Here is a 19761-nt window from a genome sequence, read left to right as displayed (position 1 = left end):
TGCACTTTATTCTCGATCGCGCGCTCAAAACCCAGGCTACCTCAAGTGCGATCGATATATTCAGCAAGCCCTATGTATAGCAATCCTAAATGATTATACTCTTTACCAGGAAGAGCCTGGTAACGCATATCTGGAGGCTCTGCCTCCATTGTCGCAGCCGAGGCTCTTCCTCGCTTACATCGGTTCCCAGGAAGAGCCTGGGAACCAGTTAACCAGTTATTGAAACTGATGCGAGGATTGCTATAGCAGTATTTTTCATAATAATTAATAACAACTGACAACTGACAACTGACAACTGACAACTGACTTCTTTAAGCTAAGGGTAACAAAATTTCAAAGTCAGTGCCCCTGCCTAATTCCGATCGCATTCTGAATGCACCGCCGTGTTTGCCCGTCACTATTTGATAGCTAACTGCTAAACTGGTTTCTTTGAGGGCGCGTTTTTCCGTAGAGAATGACTCTATGATTTTTTTGTACTTGCTAGGCGACATTCCTGGCCCGTTATCTGCTATGCAAATCGAAACCCAGCGAACATGAAGTTTGTCTAAATCGCTCGCAGGTTCTGGACAGCAGACTTGAGTTGTGATTTCAATTTGGGGCTGGCGATCGAAGTCTTTGAACCCTCCACCTTTAAATTCTTTCGCCAACTCTTGACCGACTGCTTCATTAATTAATGTATTAATAGCATTGGTCAAGATATTCATAAATACTTGGTTTAGCTGGCCTGCATAGCACGGCACTGGCGGCAGGTAGCCGTAGTTTTTTACTACTTTGATTTCCCTGGTCAAACGACTTTTGAGGAGCAAAAGTATGCTGTCTATGTTGGCGTGCAAGTCTGTCGGTTTGGGATAAACATCGTCTATGTGGCAGAAGTTTTGTAAACTGCTTGCCAGCTTGCTCAAACGTTCGGCTCCAGATTTGATGCTGGCAACAGTTCGGAGGAAATCGTTTTGCAAAAAGTCATAGTCTATCTCTTCCTTGAGCCGTGCTATTTCCGGGGGGGGTTCGGTACAGTGCGCGTCGTAAACAGAGAGCAACTCCATCAAGTTTTTGCTGTAGTCGCTGACGTAGGTTAAATTCCCCCAAATAAAGCCTACCGGATCTAAAATTTCGTGGGCTACTCCGTTGACTAAACGCCCTAAACTAGCCATTTTTTCGCTTTGAATCATTTGAGTTTGGGCTCTTTCGTAGCGGACTTGAGTTTCTATGCCACGAATTTGCCAGTAGGCGATGTTTAGTGCGTGAGGGTCTAAGAGCCGATAAGATTGGGAGTCTATTTGGACGACGATTGGTTCTGACTGCAATTCGGGCGATCGACGCAGAGCTTGTGGGGCTGCTGCTAAAATGGTTGTACTCTCTGCCACCAATAATATTTCGAGGCGAGCGTAACTGTAGAGAACTTTCAGCGGCAGGTGCAAAAATAGCTCGGGGCCTTGGGGTTTGAGCAAATATTCCAGCAGTTGCCTGCGGGATATCATGCCAGCAAACTCTCCTGCTTCCATCAGGACGACTCCCGGCACTAGGGGATGCTGTTCAAAAATTTCGGCAACTGCGATCGCCAAGCAGCTCGATTTAACCTGAAAGTCATACAGGGGCAAATCCCAGAGGGTAGACTCTAGGGAAAGGTCTTGATGGCTGCCTTCGGAGAGTGAAGGGGCAAGGAGTTTGGAACTGAATTTATGTGCCACTGGAACTTTTAGTTGCCGAAACAGGCTGGGACAGGGAAATGAGAACGTACTACTAAGCTAGCCTATAATTTCACCGCAGGATCGGCCCTGAAGACTGTTCCTGAGTTAATCATATTTTGCCAATTATGGGCAGGAGAATTTCAAATTCGGTGCTCTGGCCAGGCTGCGATCGCATTTTCAGTTGCCCCCCATGCTTTTCTGTGACAATTTGATGGGAGATAGCCAGCCCCATACCGGTGCCTTTGCCTGCTGGTTTAGTGGTAAAAAAGGTGTCAAATATCTGCTGCTGATTTTCTGCGGGAATGCCGGGCCCGTTATCGGCAATGCAAATTGCCACCCGCTTGCCGTGTTCGGTTTCTATGACTTTAGTGGTAATTTCGATTTGGGGCTGCCAGTTGTCCAGGCACTCGGTCTGTATTTCTCGATCGGCTGCGTACTCTGTCAGGGCGTCTAGAGCATTAACTAACAAATTCAAAAACACCTGACTCAACTGACCGGAGTAGCCGGTAACTAGCGGCAGTTCGCCGTATTTTTTTACCACTTCTATGCTGTTTTTCAAGCGGTTTTTCAGAATTAACAGCGTCATTTCCACGCATTCGTGAATGTCTGTTTCCACTGGCTTTGTCTCGTCCATGTGAGAGAAATGGTGCAGCCCGTTAACTATTTTTAGTAATTGGGAGGCTCCCAGCTCCATCCCTTCTAAAGTGATAGGCAAATCTTCTTTTAAAAAATCAAATTCAATTTCTTCTTTGAGGGCGTCTATTCGGGGACATGGTTCCGAATATTCTTCTTCATAAACCGACATGAGCTGAAGCAAGTGTTCAAAATATGACAACAGAAAAGTTAAATTTCCCCAAATACAGTTCAGGGGATTTCTGATTTCGTGAGCTACTTCTGCTACAATCCTCCCCAAACTAGCCATTTTTTCGGTTTGGATAAGTTTGGCTTGGGTTTGTTTTTGGAGCAACTTATTTGTTAATTGGTGAATTCTTGATTGAGCAACCATTAATTGGTGTACGTCTAACAGTTTGTAGCTCTGAGGCGCTACTTCCACTACTACAGGTTCGTAAATTAATTCTCCTGACCTGTAAAGCGATTCCTCGGCCGCTTCTACTATTAATTTACTGCCGTGAAGTACCAGTGGCTCTGCCTTGGAAAACTTGTATAATACCTCTATTGGTCGCTTGAAAAACATTTCTAATCCGTAGCGGCGGTTAACTTTTTCAAAGAATAGACGCCGGGATATTATGCCGACAAAATTACCCCCTTCTGTCAAAATAACGCCGGGAAGCATGGAATTTTTTTCAAAAGCCTGAGCTACTTCTTTTGCCTGTTGAGTTAATTCAATTTGGCAGTTGTAGAGTGGCAGGTCTAGGAGAGTTGATTCTAAGGAGATGTTCCAAGTACAAATTTCAGGTATATGCAACACTGATAACTCCGAGCTAGTCTCACGCACAGCAAACATAGATGAAACCCCTGTTAAATGTTGTATAGATGGATAAATTAAGTTGCTATTAATTGGTAAGGGGTAATTACGAGAGGGTAGTTGCTAATTTGTTAAATTAGAATAGTACCCGATGGCATAACCCGATCGCACAAGCATTGTCTGCTAAAGATTTTGTTTCTCAATCAATGTTAAACGATCGAAGCTTTTGTGGAACTTACGGAGCACGCGCTTTAAACTTTTTACCATGATATACCTGCGATCGCCTGTTTTGCGAAAATTTTTAATATTTATCACTAATTATTGTGATAAATTATACCATTTTTCTACAGATAGAAGGGAATTGGAGAACCGCGAGCGGGTTATCAGCGAATATACGGGCATCCTTCGAGGGATCGAGGGCCCGGATTGGCGATCGTGGAAGTCGCTTGAGGCCCCAACGGTGAAGACTGGGGCCCTGGCCAAAATACGCATATTCTGCAGCAGAAGGAAGTTTAGCAAGGGATTCGCTTTCTTTCGATGTAACAGATGTAACGGATGGAAGGCTTTAGTTATGTAGCAGAGAACGAAGAAGCAATCTTCGGCAAGGGTTTGTGCAATTCAGAATGTTCTAACCGTCTTGGGGGTTGCTATACCACTAAAAAGAAATAACTTTAGGCAACTTTCCCACCTCGATGATCGTCATTTTTTTGCAATCTGGAATCTGGAATCTGGAATCTCAAATCGTCTTAGGGTTCCACCTCCGGCCAAAGGCGTTCTAGCTGATACCGCCAAGCGGCGAGAGTGTTTTCGCGAGACTCTCGCCCTAGTTCCATTTCACCCATCAATCCCTCTGCGTAGAAACGGTCTAAAGTCTGAAGGGTAGTTTCGACAGACTGTCCCTGTATCTTCGCAGCTTTGATAATTTGACGGATGCGACTTTCTATCAAACCGGCGAAAAAGTCGGACAAACCTCGCTCTTGTAAAGCCAGCACTCTGGCGACGGCGGCCGAGAAATCTGCGGCCGAGAGTGTGGTACAACTGTGCTGAAATACTCCCCACAAAACGTTTTGATGTAAGGCGTAGCGAGTTTCTAGGGTGGTGTCAAAGTTAGCTTCTAGGAGTTTATCAAAAAATGGTTGAGCTTCCTGGGCATCGGCGATCGGCAGCAAAATCCGCAGCCAAGTCCCGTCTTCTGAAAGCAGGACTAACAGGCGAAATTTGGGGGTTTCTACTTGCCAAGAAGTAGCAGCAGGCATCTCAACACTGTCCCCAAATACGTCTTTAAGGGTATTGCTAATTTCTTCGGGAGTCATGCGAATTTTAGATTTTAGGTTTGAGGTTTTAGATGTGAAATTGCAGGCTGGTGAGTTGGTTTCAAAAGTTTGTAATATTTACCAGTATGGCTTAGTATCAACTGAATTTCAAATCTCAACACTCAAATCTCAAATCTCAAATCTCAAATCAATTTAGTAAAAGTAGGGTGCGCCTCGGCGCACATTTCAACGCCAGGTGCGCGGATCACCTTACCCTCTTGATATTTACCAATATCGGTCAATCTAAAATCTCAAATCAATTTAGGGGAGCCAGCGGGGGTGATAGCCGGCAAAGGGAAGTTCTTCTGGCTGTACTTTTGCGGGAGAACCGTCTGCGGGTATTTCTACTAATGGTAGCAGCCAGAGGCGGCTGGTGGCGATCGACTGTCCGCTATCGTTGCGGGGACTGTCTGCTGCTGAGGGAGTTGCTGCTGTGACTGATTGGTCGAAAATTAATGCCAGCCCGTCGGGAGATAAACTGATTTGGGTATCTAATTGGTTGGGCAAAATCAGCAGCGGTTTGATGGTTCCTACCAAACGAGTACCCTGTTTTTTGAGGTCGATGGTGGCGATGAAAGGCTGTTCTTTGTAGCTTTCTGTTTTGAGGCGTTGGGCTAACAAACAGTAGAGACGCTGAACTTGGTTGTCTTGGTTTTTGCGGGGGTCGAAATAAACGGCCATGATGCTGCCGGGAATACGCAATATTTCTTGTTCTACACCTTGGTTATCTAAGATGAAAAGCGATCGAGTAAAGTCGCTGTTGTATTTAACATAGGCGGCGGCGGAGTTGTCGCGGGCCATCCCCAATACTTGTTCGTATTTGGGCAAAAATTCTACTGGGTCTGCTTCCGGTTTGAGGGGGACGATCGCTAATCCTTGTTTTTGAGATATTACCATCGATTTGCTGTCGGGGCGAATCATAAAATCTCCGCCTTGTTCATTTTCCAAGGGTCTGGGCGCCTGTTTTTCTTCCACAATCCAAGGACTGAAATAGCCGGGATTGCGGCGGTTGACGCGCTGGACAACTATGATTTTTCCGTCGGCTGAGAGGTCGAATTTGAGGTTTTGGTAATCTTTGGAGTCTAAGATTTTGTCGATTCTACCGGCTGGGTATTTTTGTTGAGTTCCTGAGCCCGATTGGGGGTTGAGGCCGGTGGTGACTGTGAATAGTTCTGGATTTAGGGTGCCGCGAGTACGGGCGATTGATCGATCTGTGGCTGAGAATAAAATGCGATCGCTGTCGGGATACGGTTTAAAATCGGTAACAACTAAATCTTTGGGAGTCAGCGGTATCGGTTTCGAGTCGCTGCTGGTGAGATTGACTAGCATTAATCTGCTTTCTGTTTCGCCTTGGACACCGATGTAAGCAAAAGCTCGGTCGCGGCTGCGAAAGGAACTGCTAAACGGTTGCATTGGCGTGCCTTTATTTTGGTTGTTGTCTCCGAAATACTTGTCGGTTGCTCCGGCGAGTTTTACTGTGTAGGTAACGCCGTAGGGTGCTGGATCTTTGAGGGTGTAAGCCATGCGCCTTCCTGCCCAACTAAATTTACCGGGGAGGGGGGGTTCTAGTTTTAAGTTTTCCTCGACGGTGGAGTGGTTCATCGGCCGAAAGAAGGTGAGGATAAAGCCGGTATCTTCGGCGCCGATTTGTTTGTTTTCCCAGGTAAATTCTCGCACTTTGGGTGCTGTGCGATCGCCGCTCAGCAGCAGCAGTCCCATTAAGACGCTCAGCACTAGCATGAGGACGATGGCCGTGCGGTCGATCGGCTGTTTGAATGGTAAAATATCGAAGGATGAAGGATTAATTTTTTTCTTAAAAATACTCACAAATCTGTCTCTCCTAATTCGGGGCCAAAACTCACTGCCAGCTTTCAATTAAATTTTAAATTCAATATTTATTAGGCTAACTATCAACTGCTGAGCCTGTTTTTCGTAAAAAACTTAAGTGACTTGCTTTTCTTATCGTATTTTGTATTGACATATCCACTAACTCCTTTTTGTTTACTGAAAGAGTGAATTTATAGGTATCATATCCGCCGCTGATATTTTATCTATCGGTAGACCGACACCCAAAGCATATCTACATAAAATTATAGCTGCTAGCACTCCTAGAAACAATGCTGTTAGCTGAATATCCTGCCAAAAACAACTGAGTTTTTCTCGCCACAAGCCGTAAGTAATCACTACATAAGTAGGAATGTCACTGACGGCTACAGCGATCAAAGCACCTAAATTACCTTTTAAATGATATCCCACAGGTATACCTATACATAAATTCACAAAAGTCAGCAGATTGCCCATAGCTGGGTATTGAGACTTTCCTAGGGCTAATAGACAACAACCAATGAGATCATGAAGGGTTCGGTGCCAAATTCCTAATGCCAAGATTGGTATCATCTAAGAGTATTTCACAAAATACTCCCCATCACCGTACATTATTAAAGTTAACTGGTTTCCACAACTTACAAAAATTGCTAAACCTATTGCTAACGGTCTCAGAATTAGGTTACGGTTTTTGAAAATTTTATGGCGCAATTCCTCGCTAGGCAAGTCTGCTGTTAGGATTGAAATCGATGGAATAATCACCTTGCGGCCTATGCCCATGAGCACGTGGCGCGGCATATCACTCAGCCTAAAAACGCCGCCATAGAACCCCAGGAGTTTCCAATCAAATAGTTTGCCTAGAATTAGCCGATCGGCTTCAGAATAGAGAAAGAATAAAGCACTAGACAAAAATATCCATTTCCCATAAGAAAATATTTTTTTAGCTGCTTCTTTATCCCAAGCAAAGTGGTTTGATTGGCCGGGAATCAAAAAATGGCTCCAAACTAACTACATTAAAGCTCCCGTCAAGTCGCCTGCAATGATTGCCCAGATGCTGCGATCGAACCAGGCCCAGACAATCATCACTGTAGTAGAAACAATCTGTATGCCCAACTCAAAAATTACTACTTTCTTCACTTCCATTTTGCGTTCTAGGCTGGATGTAGCAGTTGAGTTGAGCCCTCCTATTATGGTATTTATACCGAGCACTGGTATTAACCACAGGAGACCGGGTTCTTTATAAAAATTAGCAACTGGCAACGTGACTAAAATTACACACAACCCTATAAAAAAGCTGCGAATAACTTGCATTGTCTAAGCGGTGTTGAGAAATTCCCGATTTTCTCCACGCTGGTTCTGAATGATACTTAGCTTCAGACCTATGTCTGAGAAAACATTGACGACTGTGATCACAAGGTAGGCTAGGCTGAGTAGGTCAAATAGTTCTGAAACAAGCAGGCGCGTCAGAATTAGGTGACTGCCAAATCGGATAATTTGAGTGATGCCGTCGCCGACACTCGTCCAAGATATGCCTTTAATAGCTAGTCTTTTTACGTATGACATATACTCATAATTTATTTTATAATTACAAGTGTAGTTGCTGAATTTAGTATTGGCAACTATTATAAATGGATACAAGTTTCCGACAGGAGTTTTGAACCCCCAAAATTTTAGACCCAAGTTCAAACTCCCAGATTCATCTGTGGAGTAAATCTCAAATCTCAAATCCACTGGCGACCTACTTAGATCCCTTTCACGAATCCTTAACGATTGGTATGTTGGAACTATTATTAACCCCTGACACTGTATACGGCGATTCCGGTTCGGGATATAACTTAGAATATTTGCTATCGTAATGCCTGACCTCAAAATAGTTTAAGTTTGACGGGTGAGGCTTATATAGCCATCGCAAATCATTCGTAAATGAATTAAGGGTTCGATCGAGCAGCAGTTCCATTGAGTGTTGGTTCAAAAATACCAAATTTGTGTAACTTGAGAAAGTCAAAGCTTTGTGACTGTATGGTAAAATTGAAAAACCATTTAACCAAGGCAAAAGAACTGAGCCGATTCCCAAATTTTCTCACCCAAGTCTTGGCATGAAGCCAAATATCTTCGACTGGATTCTGCTCCGGAGCATTAGGAGCAAATAGGACACAAGTTAAAGGCCATTCATCCCGCTCCTTACCTTGATTAATTTCTTCTAGGTAAGCTTTCATTTCTTTATATTTATGATAGCTGGCTCCATCCCAAATAATCAAATGTCTGGCTTCGGGATTTAAATATTGTCAGTCTTTTAAGAAAGCGACTGTATTCTCAGAATTTGCCGTTGCATATTCTCGCAGAACAAACTGTGAAAGTTAAATAATTTACTGCTCCATAATAAGTTTGTTTTTCTCTTTCATGAAGCCGGGGTATTTCTATTCTCTCGTTGCACCTTCCCCAAAGATACCCACAGACATCTCCCCTATTGAGATGACACTCATCAATCAAATACACCACAAGCTTTCTCGACTCTATAGCCGAGCGGTGTTCTTCCAGAATCTCACAAATTTCTTGGTGCTTTTTTTTGACGAGTTCTTCATCACGCTTTGGATTCTTTTTTTGAGATTTTTTCCACCTAATTCCCGCTGATTTAAAAAGTTGATAGTAGCTAGCTTTTGATTGAAATTGAATCAGATACCGCTCTGCTATAGCGTTTCTCATAAAGATGAGGTACAATAACAGCAGTGAGTAAACCAATTCCTCATATCGGATAATGTAACTTGATTGAAGGCAAACCAAGAGTGCTTTTGCTAATTCTCGGTAATTAGTCGTCTTGATAGAACGGAGAATGTTTTTGAGTTTTGACCATAAATGTTCAATTGGTGAGAAGTCTGGCGAATATGGTGATAAGTATATTATTTTTGCCCCTTGATTTTTGATGGCTTTTTCTATTTCTTCGCTTGGGTGAATAGTACAATTGTCCATCACTACACAAGCATCTTTCCAGAGTTTTGGTACGAGCTTTCGGATGATAAAATCCTCAAATGTAATTGTATCAGTTGTACCTATTAAGTTGACTGATGTTAGGACTTCATTGACTGATATAGCTCCAATTATTGAGACATCTTTCCCCCGTTTATTTGGTTTTTGTCCCCGAGTTCTTGAACCTTTTAAAGACCTAGCATATAACCTAACCATTGCCAAGTTATCTCCTGATTCATCAATGAATATTAAGTCTTTAAAACAAACTTCTCGGACTTTTTGCCAGAACTCATATCGCAGACCCTGAACTCGGTCAGTGCCTTTCGCGCTCGGGTAGTCCCCTGAAGGAAAGGATCGAGTAAGATACTATACTATTAGAGAGATAGTGTTTGCTATTAGTGATATGACAGTAAAAATTAATTCTTGTCCTAATTGTGGTTCAGAAAAAGTCAGTCGTAACGGTCGGACTCGGCATGGTAAACAAAACTATAAATGTCGAGAATGTGGTCGTCAATTTGTTTTGAATCCAGTATGGAAAGCTATTACCTCAGAACAACAGGAGTTAATGTCACGAATGCTACTTGAACGTATTTCTCAGGCTGGGATTGCTCGGGTACTGCAAGTATCAGAAGATACCGTTCAGCGCTACGTAAATGCCCAGGCTGTTGTTGAAAAGAGGCAAGTAGAGGTGAGTCCCAAGCCAAAAAAGCGCTTGAGTGTTCAGATGGATGAGTTATGGTCATTTGTTGATAATAAAGGAAATCAACAGTGGGTTTGGCTCGCTTTGGATGCCCAAACCAGGGAAATTGTTGGTGTACAGATTGGAGATCGTAGTGCAGTATCAGCTCGATCGTTATGGAATTCAATGCCACCAGTATACCGTCAATGTGCAGTAATTTATACCGACCATTGGAGTGCTTATGATTCTGTATTACCGAGTAAACGTCATCGCGCCGTGTAGATAAAGATAGTGGTTGCACTAGCTATATCGAGCGCTTTAACTGTACTCTTCGACAACGAGTATCTAGGTTGGTAAGAAAGAGCTTATCGTTCTCTAAAAAATTAGAAAATCATATTGCAGCTATTTGGCGTTTTGTCCATCATTATAATGCTAATTTACAACTCTAATACCTACTTTTATGTGAATTTAGTTATCCTATCGATCCTTTCCTTCAGGGCACTACCCGCGCTCGGAAAGAGAGTTTTTTTTAAAAGTCATGTTTAAGAGTTTTGCCATTCTTCCCATCGTTGCCACGCTGAGCGTAAAACCAATTTTCTGGTACAGTAAATAACGGAGTTCTTCGAGAGTTGCATCATTATTTTCTTCAATCAATTCGGCTAAAATCAGTAGTTGTTCTGCATTGAGTTTCAATTTGACTCCGCATCGCTCAGTTCGAGGAGCAATGTTTTGGGTTTCACGATACTGCTTAACCAATTTTTGGACGAAACTTATGGCTACACAAAAACGGTTAGCTATTGCTCTTTGTGACAGCGGTTCATTATGGTACACATCCATAATTTTTTGTCTAAATTCAAGAGAATAAGTTTTAATTTTTACTAATGTGTGATACTTACTAAAATCCTTGATATTTGTCATCCGAGTGACTGCTGTGGGTCGAGCGACTGTTCGCTCGCGCTCCATTTAATTAGAGCTGCATAACATTTTGGGGTTCTATATTTTTCACTCCGTTCAAGTCAGTTATATCATACCTCATCTTTCTGATAAATGCTATATATGATTTGATAATTCGGATAAATCCCACCGGTTTTTATTGGTTAACCATGGGATGACTTCCGCTCGTTCTTCTGGCTTAAGTTGTCCCCGCGAGCCTTGATGATTTAAGCGTAGCCCTTCAATTCCATGCAACGCATAATTAATTTTCCACTTGCTAATAATCGGTTAAAATGTTCTAATTTTTATCGACTGAAAGCACCATCAAGAACAATGTAATCTTCTATTAATAAAAACCCCTAAAACTTTTCTCCTATTTCGACAAATTATTCCTGAAGTCTAAACTCTACAAACATGGGATCGCAATCAGGACTTTCTTGTATTTGAATGCACTTAATTTGATATTCAGGTAATTACGCTGTAACGTACCTGTTCGGTAGAGCTTGGATAGTAATTGTGGCGTTGCTGATTTACGGTATGAAAGGCTAAATATGCAAGTCATAGAAACCAGTATCCACAAAGCTTCTGGATTTTCAACTGATTTTTTTCATACCCTGATTAAGCAAAGCCGTAATTGTCAGGTCGCAATGAGCAAAACTCGTCAAGAGGCTATCTATTGTGTGCCTGAGTCTATCTATTTTTTATGTGGCTTTTTCGGGATTCTTAGATTCTTCAACTGATGTAATGTGTGCGACAGCCGCAAAGACTTTGGGCCGTTTTTTTTCTGGCTGTTTGTTTTATTTGAATAAATTTATTATGCGATCTCTTTGATAAAAAAATATCATTGTAGTATACCTCGTGGTCACTCGCGATATTTCTTGTACCAGAGCCATTTGTAAAAAGATAAAGTGCATTACTTTTCTTAGGGTGTTTTTTTCGCTCGACATATAGACAATCTCCTTTTTGCTTACTGAAATAGGGAATTGATGGGAATTAAATCCATCGGTGATATTTTATCGATTGGCAGACCGAAATTAAAACCCACTCTACACCAAAGTAGAGTTGCCAGCACCCCTACAAACAGCCCTGTTAATTGAATATCCTGCCAAAAACAAGTTAGTCCTTCTCGCCACAAACCGTAGTTAGTTACTGCATATGTAGGGAGGTCGCCGAGAGCTACAGCAATCACGGCACCTAAATTACCTTTTAAGTGGTATCCCAGCGGTATAGTTATACATAGATTCACAAAAGTCAGCAGATTGCCCATAGCTGCGTACTGAGACTTTCCTACGGCTAACAGACAAGAACTCATCATATTGTGCAGGGTAGTGTGCCAGATACCTAAAGCCAAGATTGGCATCATCCAAGATGCCGCCGTATACTCTTTCCTGTACAGTGTTAAAATTAACTGATCTCCAAAGCTCACAAAAATTGCTAAACCTAGGGCTAACGGTATTAGAATTAGCTTGCGGTTCTTGAGTATTTTGGCGCGCAACTCCTCCCGCGGTAACTCTGCCAGCATAGAAATCGAGGGAAAAATTACCCGGCCGCTAATGGCGATGATGACTTGGCGCGGCATATCCCCCAGGGTAAAAGCGATTCCGTAAATGCCCAACATTGTTAAAGTAAATATTTTCCCGAGGATGAGTCGATCGGCTTGAGAACACAGAAAATATAAAATCGTAGACAAAAATATCCATTTGCCATAAGAAAATATTTCTTTTGCTGCTTCTTTATCCCAAGCAAAGCGGTTTGACTTGCCGGGAATCAAAAAATGGCTCCATACTAACTCCATTAAAGAGCCAGTAAAACCGCCGGCGAGGATTGCCCAGATGCTGCGATCGAAGCAAGCCCACACAATCATCACTGTAGTAGAAATTATCTGTGTGCCCAACTCAAAAAGCACTACTTCCTTAACGCTCATTTTGCGTTCGAGGGTGGATACGGAAGTGGATTTAAACCCTCCAATTAGGGTATTTATACTTATGGCTGGAATCAACCACATCAGACGGGGTTCTTCATAGAATTGAGCAAGTGGCCAGGTTATTAGAATTAAACACAACCAAACAAACAAGCTGCGAATAATTTGCATTGTCCAAGCGGTGTTGAGAAATTGAGGATCGTCCCCACGCTTGTTTTGGATGATACTTGGGCCCAGACCTATGTCTGTGAATAGGTGGACACCTATGATGAAAACGTAGGCTAGACCCATTAGACCAAATAATTCAGGCAAAAGCAGGCGAGTCAGGATTAGGTTGCTACCAAATCGGATAATTTGACTGCTTCCATAGCTGGCGATCGTCCAAGCTGCACCTTTGATAGCTAATTTTTTTCCTGATGACATATAATCATAATTTATTTACTAATGACGAGTGTAGTTGCTCAATTTACTTTTGGCAACTCCTACAGGATGCTGTTGCAACTTTTATAGCTGACTGTACATTATCTTAATTTGTATACGGAGAACGGGTCTTTAGCGTCCATGTCGCAATAAAAGTAAAAATTTAATCTCATACTTACTCCATACCTAATAATCATAAGGATTTTTTGGCTGGGGAATTGGTTTGAGGGAGGATGCTTGAATGATTAATTTACGCTTGCCTTGCAGTTCTTCTACGATCGTTTCTCCTTCTATTTCTAGCCAACTGTCTGGGGCAAAGGCGGCGCGGCTTTGACCGATCGCTAATTTGACCGGCAACCCGATCGGATAGGCGTCTGCCGCGCAGCAGGTAATGATAAAACGCCCGACCCACATATATTGTTCTGCTAGGTTGGGGGGGTGAATTACAAATCCTTGAACTTTGACTTTTTGACCTCTGTATGTATCCGGTTCGGGATTGAAATTCAACAGCCGCACCCATTCGACGAGCGATCGCAGTTCGGGTTTTGTAGTATTGCGAAATTCTTGGGGTTGCAGTCTGGTGATTGGCAGGGATTCGGTGAGGCCTCGTTCTAATGCTGTCTGGCTGGTAAATGTGCGTGGCGTTGTTAATAAACCGATTAATGCCACGCTCAACATTAAGGTGCTGCCGATGCTGGGGGGAAACAAAGTAACGTGTTCAACTTCTGTGATTCTGAGAGAGTTATTTGCTGGTGATCTCCGCGATGGCTTTGTGGTGCGATCGACCTTTAAGAGTTCCCAAATTTTAAACCCGCCAATCAACAGTAAGCCGATGCCTCCGGCTACAGTCAAGCCAAAGTAATTGGGGTGAATCAGAATGCTTAATTTGCCAGTGATCCAATATTTGAGGAGCAATATTCCCCACCCTAAGATAGCTAGGGCATCCAGCCAAGGGCTAAATTTTTTAAGGTTCATTTTTTAAGAGTCATTGAGAATTGGGAATTGAGAGGTTGAAGGAAGAAGAAAAAAGGCAGAAGAAAAGGGAAGAATGAAGAAGGAAGAAAAAAAAGGAGTAACGAATAACAAAGAGGAAAAAAATAGCTATCCGTATATCTGTGACTTCCGTGTCGTGGAGCAAGGTAATTGAAACTCCCCAATCTAAAATGGTATTAGTTGTCTGTCCCAACGAGTTTATTAACCTAAATGCAAGTTGACAGCTAGGGTCATTAAAAAGGTTAACTGAGCTGCCAAGACAATTAAGTAAACTACCGCTCGACCTTTAAAAATTGAAAGCATTAAACCGATGCCTTTGAGGTCAATCATCGGGCCGAAAACGAGAAATGCTAACAGCGAACCGCTGGTAAATGTGGAAGCAAAAGACAGGGCAAAAAAGGCATCTACTGTAGAACAAATCGATACGACTGCCGCTAATAGCAGCATGGCTAGAATCGAGGAAACGGGACCTTGGCCGAGGTTGAGAATTAGTTCGCGGGGGGTGCCAACTTGAATGATGGCCGCGATCGCACTTCCGATTACCAACACTCCTCCCAATTCGCGCAACTCCTGTACCATAGTATCTAAAAGAAGGCGCAGACGCTCTTTAGATACAGGGTGGAACATCGAGGAACGTTTCGAGGTTTTTTCTGTTTGTAATGGCTTCCAGTCGTCTTGTAGTAAAGATTCGATCGGCACCGCCCCCCCCGGCTGACCGAGCATAAATGTTCCCGACTGCAACAGCAGCGGAGTGTTGGCTTGGACAAGCTCTTTTTCGGACAACTCTGGTTTTGGTAGGGGAATCGCACGGGCTACAGAGGGATGTAGCAGAGGCCGCAAGTCTGTTTGGGCGCTGAACACCCAGCCGATAATTGTGGCTGTGACGAGGGAAAATACCACCCGCAAAACTACAATTTCTGGCTGATCGCGAAATGCCGTCCAAGTCGCCCAAATTACTACGGGGTTGATGGTGGGGGCGGCGAGCAAAAAGCCGATCGCGGCTGGTGCGGGCACTCCCTGCATCAGTAACCTGCGGGCTACGGGCACGTTACCGCACTCGCACACGGGAAACAAAAAGCCGATCGAACTGCCCATCAAAGCCCCCAGCAGCGGGTTTCGCGGGATGCGGGATACGAGTTTGCGTTCATCTACAAAGCCCAGCAGCAAACCGGAGAATAAAACTCCCAGCAGCAGAAAAGGTATTGCTTCTACTAACAAGCTGAGAAAAAGGGTAAAAGCATTGTTTAACTGGTTCGTGAGGGCGGGTTGCATCGATCACCTACTGGTAAATTGCTATTTAGTTACACGTCTTTGGCAGAACCCCCTGTCGATCATACCAAAGCACAGCACTAAGTTAAGATTCAGTTGAAACTTTTTTCTTCCAATCCTCTATCTTATACCCATTATTAAAAGTCGCAGAGCCTAATAAGGACACGGCCGTACCGTTTCCCTATAGATATGGCGTACAATATATATGTGTCCCTACTTTTCACCATGGGTATATGATTAAATTTTTAATTTAATCATGCCTTTTCTGGGCTGGAATTGGTAGAGTTTATAATTTAATCAATTCTAGGTTGTGAATGATTAAAGTTGTTTGAATTACACTAAAAAATTCTGCCTGATATCTAATTCGGTGGCATCGGAATTGATATTACCCACAGTCAGGACACCGGGCAATGCCGTTTCCCTACAATTAATCGGCGGGCGATGGTTAGATCTTTCATCGAAAAAAATTGATTATTTGGGGGTAGGGAAACGGCATTGCCGTGTCCTCCGTTGTCTTCAGTATCAAATGCGGTAGCTTGTGGGGCGGGACACCATGGCGGTTATTTTACGACCTAAAACTCAGGGACGCGCACCCACGGGTACATTCGACCGCGAGGCGGGCGATCGGGCAATTCCGATTTTCCTCTATTGCAACTTTATTATATTTTGGAAAAATTTAATCTTATTATTAAAAATAGGTTAAGATGAGAACTCCAGGTTAATAAATAATTAAATAGTCGAACCAAGCGTTAATACCCATCAAGTCAGTATAAAATAAAGTCAGGCATAGCCAGGGCGCATTTATATCGGTGATACTTAATATTGCCTAATACTTTAAGTGGTAAAATCCCATTTACTACAGTCAGTTTTTTGTTTAATTTAAAATGCAGTTTGCCAGGGGGATGCCGATCAAAGCACTCAGCAACTCACCTGCTGACCTTTGGTAACTGAATGTCTGCTAGCAAATAGAACCGCAAAAAAGCGTACTGATGAATTTATGTTGAATACCTCCTGCGTAGAAAGACCAGTCCAACCCATCTCCGAGGCTGACCTAGGAGAACTTTGTTTAGACTCTACTCTCCAACAATTGTCGCTTTACGATTTTCAGGTAGAAGCTACGGATTGGGGAATGCAAATTGCCCAGATGTTAGAATCTAACCCGCTGTTACCGGGAGTCATTGTGACCCATCAAAGTGAATTTGCGGGTATGATTTCCCGGCGGAGATTTTTAGAATTTATCAGCCGTCCTTTTGGGCGAGAATTATTTTTAAAGCGACCTGTGAGCGCTTTGTACCGCTTTGCGGAAACTGAGAGTTTAATTTTTCCCAGCAATACTTTAATCGTGGATGCAGCAAGGAAGTCGCTGTTGCGATCAAAAGAACTGCTTTACGAACCGATTGTAGTTCAAGTGTCGCCTCAAACTTATAGTTTGCTAGACGTGCACGAACTGTTAGTAGCCCAATCCAACATTCACGAACTAGCGACAAAATTGCTGAGACAGCAAACTCAATCTCAACTAATTCAAACCGAAAAACTAGCGAGTTTGGGCCAGATGGTAGCTGGAGTCGCCCACGAAATTAGAAATCCCCTCACCTGCATCAGCGGAAATATCGGCTTTTTGTTCAACTACTCGAAAGACATCATGGATTTGCTGTCTGCTTACGAACACATTGTCGGTGACAGCGAAAAATTTGACGAACTCAAAAAAAACATAGAATTTGATTTTTTGCAAAAAGATTGGGTGGAAATTCTCAAAAGTATGAAAGTTTCATCAGAGAGGTTGACCGAACTCGTCACCAGCCTGCACACCTTTTCTCACATGGACGAAACCCACTTGAAACAAGCTAACATCCATGAATGTATTGACAGTACGCTGCTAATTATGAAAAACCGTCTCAAGTACGGAATTGAAGTAGTTAAAAGCTATGGGGATTTGCCTTTAGTCAAGTGTTACTCTGGTCAGTTGAGCCAGGTATTTATGAATATCGTCAGCAATGCGATCGATGCTTTGGAAGAGGTAAAAGGAGAAACAGGTTTTGTGCCTGCGATTACTATTGAAACCGAGGTAATAGACAGTTCTGACGGAGACTGCGTAAGTTCAGAATTAATTCAAAATTATGTTAGGGGCGATCGACAAAATGCAAAACCGCTATCATCCGCCAGCCAAAACGGCGACTTCTGCCCAGAAGCAGGGGAAAAAAATCAAAATAACGCTTGGATAGCCATCAGAATTGCCGATAACGGGCCGGGAATTCCGCCAGAAATTCAGCGGCGGATTTTTGAGACATTTTTTACCACTAAACCTGCGGGGAAAGGTACCGGTTTGGGATTGGCAATTACCCATCAAATTGTTACGCAAAAGCATAAAGGCAAGTTGAATTTGCATTCTACGCCCGGTACGGGTACGGAATTTGAGATTTTGTTGCCCTTGATTGGAAGTAATAAGTCGTATCAAATCTGTTAGCATCGGAATTATTCCTATCTCTATTCTCTTCATCTGCGTGAATCTGCGTCAATCCCTTGTCATCTGCGGCGCAAGAAATTCTCTTTTTTTCACCGCAGATGAGGGCAGATAAACACAGATAAACGCCGATGAATTAGATTTTTTCCGGTTGTAGCATCGGTGATTGTTGACTGGTGACTGTTGATTGATGACTAATGACTACTGACTCTTTTTAAGCTCTTAGCTGAACTGGCATCACCAAGAATGTAGCATTGACTCCGCCCAAAGGCTGGAAAATTACAGGGGCTAAAGCACCGTTTAATTGCAGTTGAATTTCGGGGGATTGAGCAGTTTTCAAAATGTCAATTAGGTATTTTACGTTGAAAGCAATATCTATGCTGTCTCCCGAAATTTGTGCGGGCATTGACTCTTTGCCACAGCCGACATCTTTAGCATCTACAGACAAAGTAATTTCCTGATTCTCCTCGTCGATGCTGCATTTGAGAATATTGTTTTTTTGGTCTGCAAAAACGGCAATTCTTTCTACTGCTGCTAAGAATGATCGCCTTTCTAAGGTAATTTGTCGCTCAAAAGACGGCGGAATCAACTGGCGGTATGCGGGATATTGCCCTTCCAAGGTACGGGTTGTCAGCCGCTGGTCTGCCCATTCAAACACTACTTGACCGTGTTCAAAATGCAGGGTTACAGGTTCAGTCCACTGCCGCATTACCAACATTCTTTCTACTTCCCGCAATGCTTTAGCGGGGACTGTTACCTCAAATTCTTCTTGGGTTTCTTCGCCTTCAGCTTTTTCATTTGCAGTTTGAACTACTGCCAATCTGTGGCCGTCTGTAGCTGCAAATTCCAGACAATCTGGCAATACCTTTAAATGCACCCCTGCAAGTACCTGTTTTGCTTCGTCGGGGCTAGTAGCAAATAAAGTTCCTTTGAGTCCTTCTATCAAGGCTTCGGGCGGCAATTTGAGGATTGTTCCGGCTTCGATTGCGGGCAATTCTGGGAATTCTTCCGGGCCCATGCCTCTAACTTGGTAGCTGCCCGAACTGCAACTGAGATATGCTACGGTGTCCCCCGCTTCGTCTTCTAAAGTAATCTCTCCATCTGGGAGTCTCGAAACAATATCGTTCAGCAATTTAGCGGGTATGGTAAAACTGCCGCCGCCAGTCACTTCTGCTGCGAAGCTGGTACGAATGCCTAAACTGAGATCGAAAGCTGTCAAGCTAACCCGCTGATTTTCCTCATCCGCTACTAAGAGCACGTTGGCGAGTACCGGATGTGTCGGGCGGGAGGGAACGGCCCGACTTACCAACGAGAGGTTGGCGTTGAGGTCACTTTGGGTGCAAACCAATTTCATGGTAGGAAGGTTAATTAACCGGATTTGAAACAGAAACAAATCGTATCACAGAAAGCCCGCGGGTCGGTTTTTCTGTGTCTAGGGCTTAAGCATGGGGCGCTTATTCCCGGTTTCTAGGCAAATTTTGCCTGTAAAAACGAGAAATCTTCGTAGAAACCTGGTTTCTGAGGTCAGCGCGCGTCGCGAACTATGTGTATAGAGTGTGTAGGGCTCACCAGTTTTTTTTAATTTATTGAATTATTTTTGTATTGATCGCCCTGTGGAAACTGTGGAAAAAAAAGCTAACTGCTTGCTGGGCCTCACTTATAGGTAATAAATACCTGTGGAAAACTTGTGGAAAAGCTGGTGCGGTCGATCGCCCGCTCATTTTTTTGCAAAAGCTGTTTCCGGCGATCGAGTAAAGTTTTCCACAAACAAAGGGCAACTTTTCCACAGGTTTTTCCACAGGCTAGCTGCTACGCATAGAGATTGTCTGTTATCGGAGAGTTACCCCTTCGATGATTCGGATCTTGAAAT

At 43.2% G+C, this 19761-nt stretch carries 15 protein-coding genes and 4 pseudogenes; 3 read left to right on the top strand and 16 right to left on the bottom strand.

The annotated features are described in order from the left end of the window. Window positions 1-223: hypothetical protein (locus QUA40_RS05515; protein ID WP_333122545.1), on the top strand; the 223-nt coding region annotated here is incomplete at its 5' end. 88 nt (window positions 224-311) lie between these two features. Here QUA40_RS05515 and QUA40_RS05510 read toward each other — a convergent pair. From QUA40_RS05510 to QUA40_RS05470, 9 genes and pseudogenes are all read right to left on the bottom strand, one after another. After that, window positions 312-1688: an ATP-binding protein gene (locus QUA40_RS05510; protein ID WP_333122542.1), complete on the bottom strand. Its 1377-nt coding sequence runs from the start codon at window positions 1686-1688 to the stop codon at window positions 312-314. Between the two features lie 109 nt (window positions 1689-1797). Then, on the bottom strand, window positions 1798-3153 hold the full coding sequence (locus tag QUA40_RS05505; RefSeq protein WP_445301124.1) for an ATP-binding protein: 1356 nt from the start codon (window positions 3151-3153) through the stop codon (window positions 1798-1800). 707 nt (window positions 3154-3860) lie between these two features. After that, a complete protein-coding gene (locus tag QUA40_RS05500) occupies window positions 3861-4427 on the bottom strand; it encodes a hypothetical protein (RefSeq protein WP_333122537.1) in 567 nt (188 codons plus the stop codon). Window positions 4428-4688: 261 nt separating this feature from the next. Continuing rightward, window positions 4689-6254: a hypothetical protein gene (locus QUA40_RS05495; RefSeq protein WP_333122534.1), complete on the bottom strand. Its 1566-nt coding sequence runs from the start codon at window positions 6252-6254 to the stop codon at window positions 4689-4691. Window positions 6255-6428: 174 nt separating this feature from the next. Continuing rightward, window positions 6429-6728: a hypothetical protein gene (locus QUA40_RS05490; protein ID WP_333122531.1), complete on the bottom strand. Its 300-nt coding sequence runs from the start codon at window positions 6726-6728 to the stop codon at window positions 6429-6431. A 96-nt stretch (window positions 6729-6824) separates the two neighbouring features. Then, window positions 6825-7562, bottom strand: a pseudogene (locus QUA40_RS05485) (oligosaccharide flippase family protein). 3 nt (window positions 7563-7565) lie between these two features. Continuing rightward, the gene (locus tag QUA40_RS05480; protein ID WP_333122529.1) at window positions 7566-7814 is read right to left on the bottom strand and encodes an oligosaccharide flippase family protein; all 249 of its coding nucleotides are present in this window, start codon (window positions 7812-7814) and stop codon (window positions 7566-7568) included. A gap of 365 nt (window positions 7815-8179) precedes the next feature. Further along, window positions 8180-8954 (bottom strand): annotated as a pseudogene (locus QUA40_RS05475) (IS630 family transposase); the annotation flags it as partial. 108 nt (window positions 8955-9062) lie between these two features. Beyond that, a pseudogene (locus QUA40_RS05470) lies at window positions 9063-9458 on the bottom strand (IS630 family transposase); the annotation flags it as partial. Window positions 9459-9618: 160 nt separating this feature from the next. Between QUA40_RS05470 and QUA40_RS05465 the strand changes: the two are divergent. Further along, window positions 9619-10343 (top strand): IS1 family transposase gene (locus QUA40_RS05465; RefSeq protein WP_333122526.1). Its coding sequence is split into 2 segments (ribosomal slippage): window positions 9619-10170 and window positions 10173-10343, totalling 723 coding nucleotides; the frame shifts between segments, so codons are not numbered across the junction. Window positions 10344-10395: 52 nt separating this feature from the next. On the opposite strand, the gene QUA40_RS05460 is transcribed toward QUA40_RS05465, so the two are convergent. The 5 genes and pseudogenes from QUA40_RS05460 to QUA40_RS05440 form a co-directional block, all read right to left on the bottom strand. Beyond that, complete coding sequence (locus tag QUA40_RS05460) at window positions 10396-10812, bottom strand: transposase (RefSeq protein ID WP_333122523.1); 417 nt, start codon at window positions 10810-10812, stop codon at window positions 10396-10398. A 135-nt stretch (window positions 10813-10947) separates the two neighbouring features. Further along, a pseudogene (locus tag QUA40_RS05455) lies at window positions 10948-11115 on the bottom strand (helix-turn-helix domain-containing protein); the annotation flags it as partial. Window positions 11116-11794: 679 nt separating this feature from the next. Beyond that, the gene (locus QUA40_RS05450; protein WP_333122520.1) at window positions 11795-13171 is read right to left on the bottom strand and encodes an oligosaccharide flippase family protein; all 1377 of its coding nucleotides are present in this window, start codon (window positions 13169-13171) and stop codon (window positions 11795-11797) included. A 183-nt stretch (window positions 13172-13354) separates the two neighbouring features. Then, window positions 13355-14143: a TIGR03943 family putative permease subunit gene (locus tag QUA40_RS05445; RefSeq protein WP_333122518.1), complete on the bottom strand. Its 789-nt coding sequence runs from the start codon at window positions 14141-14143 to the stop codon at window positions 13355-13357. 219 nt (window positions 14144-14362) lie between these two features. Then, window positions 14363-15433, bottom strand: a complete 1071-nt coding sequence (locus QUA40_RS05440; RefSeq protein WP_333122516.1) for a permease — start codon at window positions 15431-15433, stop codon at window positions 14363-14365. A gap of 994 nt (window positions 15434-16427) precedes the next feature. On the opposite strand from QUA40_RS05440, the gene QUA40_RS05435 reads away from it, so the two are divergent. Then, the gene (locus tag QUA40_RS05435; RefSeq protein WP_333122513.1) at window positions 16428-17894 is read left to right on the top strand and encodes an ATP-binding protein; all 1467 of its coding nucleotides are present in this window, start codon (window positions 16428-16430) and stop codon (window positions 17892-17894) included. Between the two features lie 211 nt (window positions 17895-18105). Here the strand turns inward: QUA40_RS05435 and dnaN are convergent, their stop codons facing one another. Both dnaN and QUA40_RS05425 read right to left on the bottom strand, forming a co-directional pair. Next, window positions 18106-19245 carry a DNA polymerase III subunit beta gene (dnaN, locus tag QUA40_RS05430; protein WP_333122510.1) on the bottom strand — a complete coding sequence of 380 codons (1140 nt, stop codon included), beginning with the start codon at window positions 19243-19245 and terminating at the stop codon, window positions 18106-18108. Between the two features lie 229 nt (window positions 19246-19474). Further along, window positions 19475-19678: a hypothetical protein gene (locus QUA40_RS05425; protein ID WP_333122507.1), complete on the bottom strand. Its 204-nt coding sequence runs from the start codon at window positions 19676-19678 to the stop codon at window positions 19475-19477. Window positions 19679-19761 lie beyond the last annotated feature (83 nt).

The sequence above is a fragment of the Microcoleus sp. Pol11C3 genome, from assembly GCF_036701485.1.
Classification (GTDB): Bacteria; Cyanobacteriota; Cyanobacteriia; order Cyanobacteriales; family Microcoleaceae; genus Microcoleus.
This window is presented reverse-complemented; position numbering and strand designations above follow the sequence as displayed.

What these genes read in the sequence shown, in the direction of transcription:
- QUA40_RS05480 (WP_333122529.1), bottom strand. Translation starts at nt 7,814, where the DNA reads ATGTCATACGTAAAAAGACTAGCTATTAAAGGCATATCTTGGACGAGT.
- QUA40_RS05505 (WP_445301124.1), bottom strand. Translation starts at nt 3,153, where the DNA reads ATGTTTGCTGTGCGTGAGACTAGCTCGGAGTTATCAGTGTTGCATATA.
- QUA40_RS05435 (WP_333122513.1), top strand. Translation starts at nt 16,428, where the DNA reads ATGTTGAATACCTCCTGCGTAGAAAGACCAGTCCAACCCATCTCCGAG.
- dnaN (WP_333122510.1), bottom strand. Translation starts at nt 19,245, where the DNA reads ATGAAATTGGTTTGCACCCAAAGTGACCTCAACGCCAACCTCTCGTTG.
- QUA40_RS05460 (WP_333122523.1), bottom strand. Translation starts at nt 10,812, where the DNA reads ATGACAAATATCAAGGATTTTAGTAAGTATCACACATTAGTAAAAATT.
- QUA40_RS05440 (WP_333122516.1), bottom strand. Translation starts at nt 15,433, where the DNA reads ATGCAACCCGCCCTCACGAACCAGTTAAACAATGCTTTTACCCTTTTT.
- QUA40_RS05445 (WP_333122518.1), bottom strand. Translation starts at nt 14,143, where the DNA reads ATGAACCTTAAAAAATTTAGCCCTTGGCTGGATGCCCTAGCTATCTTA.
- QUA40_RS05500 (WP_333122537.1), bottom strand. Translation starts at nt 4,427, where the DNA reads ATGACTCCCGAAGAAATTAGCAATACCCTTAAAGACGTATTTGGGGAC.
- QUA40_RS05450 (WP_333122520.1), bottom strand. Translation starts at nt 13,171, where the DNA reads ATGTCATCAGGAAAAAAATTAGCTATCAAAGGTGCAGCTTGGACGATC.
- QUA40_RS05490 (WP_333122531.1), bottom strand. Translation starts at nt 6,728, where the DNA reads ATGGGCAATCTGCTGACTTTTGTGAATTTATGTATAGGTATACCTGTG.